This is a genomic window from Mycobacterium sp. (assembly GCF_052144515.1).
Lineage (GTDB): Bacteria > Actinomycetota > Actinomycetes > Mycobacteriales > Mycobacteriaceae > Mycobacterium.
The window spans coordinates 1-4,208 of the sequence record NZ_JBKQQD010000336.1 but is presented as its reverse complement, the minus strand read 5'-3'; the positions used below and the strand labels follow the sequence as shown (position 1 = coordinate 4,208).

The window sequence follows — 4,208 nt, the reverse complement described above, 5'->3', positions numbered from 1 at the left end:
GGCACAATCGATGCCGACGGGTTCCTCACCGTCACCGGCCGGATCAAGGAGATGTTCAAGACCTCCGGCGGCAAATACATCGCCCCGCCGGCGATCGAGGCGAAGTTCATGGCGATGTGTCCCTATGCGAGCCAGTTCCTGGTGTTCGGGGAGGCCCGCAATTTCTGTGTGGCGTTGATCGCCCTGGATGCCGACCTGATGTCGGGGTGGGCAGCCGAGAACGGACTCGACGGCGCGACCTACGCGGAGCTGGTCAACGCACCGGCGGTGGGGGAGATGATCGATGAGTACATGGTCAAGCTCAACGGCGGACTCAACCGATGGGAAACCATCACAAAGTGGGTGGTGATCGACCACGATCTGTCCATCGAACGCGGTGAACTGACACCGTCACTGAAGGTGAAACGCTCCGTAGTGGCCGAACAGAATAAGCAAGTCCTCGATGCCTTGTACACCTGATCGAGCCCTGGACCCGCGAGGTGCCCACCGCGCAAGGCGCGCTGTTCGGCCGGGCCGACTCACCGCCGGTCAGCGTGTCCTGATTCACGGCGGGTCCAACGGGGACTTGTCACGGTCGCGGGTCGTCCGTCCTCGCTGTCGTCAGCGCGTCAACCCGAACGGGTGCTTCGGGGCCGAGGCCGCGATTTCGAGAAGTCGGTTGTATTTCGCGACGCGCTCCCCTCGCGCCGGTGCACCCGACTTGATCTGGCCGCATCCCGAACCTACGGCCAGGTCAGCGATGAACGTGTCGTCCGTCTCGCCCGACCGATGCGAGATCATCGCTGCGTATCCGGAGGCCCGGCATACCCGAAGCGCCTCAAGTGTTTCGGACACGGTTCCGACTTGATTAACCTTGATTTCCGTTGGCCACCGCTGCCGGGATGGCAATTGGTGGCTGTGGCTCTGGCCGGGCTGCTGCGCCGCTTTCCCGGGCCAGGAAGGTCCCGAGTTCGGCGATGGTCGACATCAACGGTGCCGGGAACACGACGGTGGTGTTCTTGTCGACGCCGAGCTCGACCAGGGTCTGCAGATTGCGTAACTGCAACGCCAGCGGGTGGGCCATCATGGTGTCCGAGGCGTCGCCCAGGGCGGCTGCGGCCAGCGATTCACCCTCGGCGGCAATGATTTTCGCGCGTTTCTCCCGCTCCGCCTCCGCTTGGCGGGCCATCGCCCGCTTCATGCTGTCGGGCAGTTGGATGTCCTTCAGCTCCACCAAGGTGACCTGCACACCCCATTCGATGGTGGTGACGTCGAGGATCGCGCGGATGTCGAGGTTGATCTTGTCGGTCTCCGAGAGCGTCTCATCCAGACTGTGCTGGCCGACGACCTTGCGCAGCGTCGTCTGGGCGATCTGATCGATCGCGGAGTAGACGTTCTCGATCGCCACGACCGACTTCACCGCGTCGACGACCTTGAAGTAGGCCACCGCGGAGACGTCGACACTGACGTTGTCGCGGGTGATGATCCCCTGGGATTGGATCGGCATCGTCACGATCCGCAGCGAAATCCGGTGCAGCACATCGATGAACGGAATGATGAGCCGCAACCCGGGTTGGCGTTCTCCGATCACCCGGCCCAGCCGAAAAAGCACGCCGTTCTCGTATTGTTTGACGATCCGCACCGCCATCGCCAGCACCAGCAGTGACAGGACGACCAGAACAACGACTACGAAGCCCAGCGCTTTCATCGGCGTGCACTTGTCGGTGAACCGTGCTGAAGGGTGCCCGCGACCGAGTCATGCGCGACCGTCGTTGTTCGGGTGTTGTAAGGGGCCGATCGAGTGGAGAAACTTGGTGGAGTAGTCATGGTGATCCTGATGTGCAGACGATCACCGGCGCGTAAGGGCCTCGGAGCCAATGCTCCTCAAGTTCTGCAGCGGACAGCTGAACTCATCCCGAACCAGCTGAGATTCTCAGCACTTCCCAGGCTACACCCGTGGGACTAACTAGCCGTGTTGGGCCCGGGCAGGCTCGATCCGCGCTCACTTCGAGGTCCATTGAGCACGGGACATCACAGAACCAGCCGCGGCAGTCCACGCCCGCGGGGTGTAGCGTCAACGACGTTGGGAAGCTTAACCAGTCCGGGACGAGGTCAGCCGTCCGCCGCTGTCCTCACTGAGCAGTCGCTAGTGACGGACGTTCCGGTGACAACCGCGCACCTGGGGATCACCATGACCATTACACCCACTCCGGGGACACCGAAACCGGCTCCTGCACAGTATTTTCCGATCGATAGCGTCTTGTGTCTGCTCAGGCATGACCGCCCAGATCGCCTCTGCTGCGAACCGACCGCTGACGTACGCTTACGGACCGGACGCCATGACCACTGACACACCGCATGTCACGCTGCCCCACTCGGCGGGCACACCCGAACCGGGCCACGACTTGACATCGGCGCCCATGCCCGAGCTGGAAGAGGAGCTGGGCTACTCGCCGGACGGATTGAGCAAGGCCGAGGCGGCGAAGCGGTTGGCGCAGTACGGGCCGAACGAGATCGCCGAACATAAGACCAACCCGCTGCTGAAGTTCCTTAGCTACTTTTGGGGCCCGATCCCGTGGATGATCGAGATCGCCGTCGTGCTGTCCGGCGCGGTCGGGCACTGGCCGGATTTCTTCATCATCCTGCTGCTGCTGGTGGCCAACGGTGTGGTCGGCTATACCGAGGAACGTCAGGCGGGCAACGCCATTGAGGCCCTCAAAGCCAAGCTGGCGATCAACGCCCGCGTCACACGTGACGGCGAATCGGTCACCGCGCCCGCGCGAGAGCTGGTGCCCGGTGACGTGATCCGGCTGCGCCTGGGTGACATTGTGCCCGCCGACGCCCGGCTACTCGACGGCGACGAGATCGAGGTCGATCAGTCCGCGCTCACCGGAGAGTCACTACCCGCCACCCGGGTAGCGGGTGAGGCCGTGTTCTCCGGGTCGATCATCAGGCAAGGTGAGATCGGCGCCCTGGTCTATGCCACCGGCAGCCACACCTACTTCGGCAAGACGGCCGAGCTGGTGCAGGACGCGCACACCGTCAGCCATTTCCAGCGCGCCGTGCTCAAGATCGGCAATTACCTGATCATCCTCGCGGTCGCGCTGGTCACCGTCATCGTCGTCGCCTCCCTGCTGCGTGGTAACGCGATCCTGACCACGCTGCAGTTCGCCCTGGTGCTGACCGTCGCCGCGATCCCGGTGGCGATGCCCACCGTGCTGTCGGTGACGATGGCCGTGGGCTCACGGCTGCTCGCCAAGAAACAGGCCATCGTGAGCCGGCTGGTCGCCATAGAGGAACTGGCCGGTGTGGACGTGCTGTGCGCGGACAAGACAGGCACTCTGACCCAGAACTCGCTGACGTTGGGCACCCCATTCAGCATCGACAACGTCACGCCCGCGACGGTCATCCTGGACGGCGCGTTGGCCTCTCGCGCGGACAACGACGACCCCATCGACCGCGCGGTGCTCGGCGGCCTCGAGGATACAAAGGTTTTACAGGCTTACACCGTCACACACTTCAAACCCTTCGACCCGGTGCACAAACGCACCGAGGCCACCGTCACCGGCGCCGACGAAACCGCCTTCCGGGTCACCAAGGGAGCCCCGCAGGTCATCCTGGCGCTGGCCGCCAACGCCGCGCAGATCAAACCCGCCGCCGATAAGGCGGTCAACGATTTCGCCGCCCGCGGCTTCCGATCGCTGGGTGTAGCATGCCGTGACCGGGGCGGCGACTGGCAGTTCGTCGGTGTGCTGCCCCTGTTCGACCCGCCCCGCGACGACGCCGCAGCGACCATCGCCACCGCAGCAGCGATGGGCGTCACCGTCAAGATGGTGACCGGGGATGCGCTGGCCATCGCGAAGGAGACCGCGGGCAAGATCGGTTTGGGCACCGACATTCTCGACGCCGCAGCCTTGGGCGATGCGAAGAAGAACGAATCGGCGGCAGTGGCCGAGTCCATCGAGACCGCCGACGGTTTCGCCCAAGTATTCCCCGAGCACAAATACCACATCATCGACGTGCTGCAGAAACACGGCCATATTGTCGGAATGACCGGCGACGGGGTCAACGACGCCCCCGCGCTGAAGAAAGCGGACTGCGGCATCGCCGTATCCGGAGCCACCGACGCCGCCCGTGCGGCCGCCGACATCGTGCTGCTGACCACCGGCCTGTCGGTGATCATCGAGGCTATCAAACAGAGCCGCAAGATCTTTCAGCGGATGAACAGC

General features: G+C 63.9%; 2 protein-coding genes and 2 pseudogenes. 2 read left to right on the top strand and 2 right to left on the bottom strand.

Annotated features, from left to right (window positions below):
- Positions 1-459, top strand: a pseudogene (locus tag ACLP9N_RS22385) (long-chain fatty acid--CoA ligase); the annotation flags it as partial.
- 141 nt (positions 460-600) lie between these two features.
- Here the strand turns inward: ACLP9N_RS22385 and ACLP9N_RS22380 are convergent.
- Together ACLP9N_RS22380 and ACLP9N_RS22375 are read right to left on the bottom strand one after the other, a co-directional pair.
- Positions 601-858: pseudogene (locus tag ACLP9N_RS22380) on the bottom strand (phosphopyruvate hydratase); the annotation flags it as partial.
- Positions 848-1,687, bottom strand: a complete 840-nt coding sequence (locus ACLP9N_RS22375) for an SPFH domain-containing protein (protein ID WP_442409449.1) — start codon at positions 1,685-1,687, stop codon at positions 848-850. The pseudogene ACLP9N_RS22380 and the gene ACLP9N_RS22375, both read right to left, overlap by 11 nt.
- A gap of 631 nt (positions 1,688-2,318) precedes the next feature.
- Between ACLP9N_RS22375 and ACLP9N_RS22370 the strand changes: the two genes are divergently transcribed.
- A partial coding sequence (locus ACLP9N_RS22370; protein ID WP_442409448.1) for a plasma-membrane proton-efflux P-type ATPase occupies positions 2,319-4,208 on the top strand: 1,890 nt, incomplete at its 3' end.